1 protein-coding gene is annotated in these 689 nt (G+C 55.6%); it reads right to left on the minus strand.

Annotated elements, in window-relative coordinates:
* Nucleotides 1-279: 279 nt before the first annotated feature.
* Nucleotides 280-689, minus strand: a 410-nt coding sequence (locus APH25_RS24760; RefSeq protein ID WP_156333297.1) for a transposase, incomplete at its 5' end; no start/stop codon positions are given.

The raw sequence follows: 689 nt of genomic DNA on the forward strand, positions 1-689 counted from the left end.
TGCCGACAGGGATTAACGCCGATGCCATTTGGGCCACTCTCTCATTCGGGAGCAAAGCAGCACACCAGTGCGGTCTACGGCCTCTTTCCCGCGCATTGGGAACCATAGCAAAGTATTCGGCGGCTGACCTACCCGGATCAGTCGGCGAATGCTTTTCTAGATCTCGATGTCAGTGCAGATCTGACGTCATGCGCATCCTGTTTGCTGTGCGACAGCGCAGCCCGGAAGGGCTGGGTGATCTCTCATCAAACAAAATGCAACCCATTGTTTTCTAAGCACTCAAGCGGCCACCAGTTGATACCCCAGTTTCCGGGCTTTGCGAAGCAAAGCCCGGACCTGCCGGTCTTGGCTTCTGGCTTCGAACTCCTCAAGACCTTGTTCAACATAAGCCTGCTTCTTGGTTAACAGGTTGTACACCAGACGTGCCAACTGATGCGCAGTGGCTTTGATGGCGCAGCTGGTATCCATTCGAGTCAGTCTGGCTCGGTGCGATGCGCCAATGAAACCCTTGTCGTTACGGGCATTGGATGCAGCCTGCTTGAGTGCTTGCGCTGCTCGATTGACTATTTTGGGCCCACCACCTGCCAGTCGATGACCGCCGGAAATTCGGGTAGGGGGAGCCAGTCCCAACCAAGAGCAGAAGTGCTGTGAGGACGGGAAGCGTGATAGATCTGTACCGATCTCCCCTG

The organism is Pseudomonas sp. NBRC 111119 (genome assembly GCF_001320125.1).
GTDB lineage: Bacteria > Pseudomonadota > Gammaproteobacteria > Pseudomonadales > Pseudomonadaceae > Aquipseudomonas > Aquipseudomonas parafulva.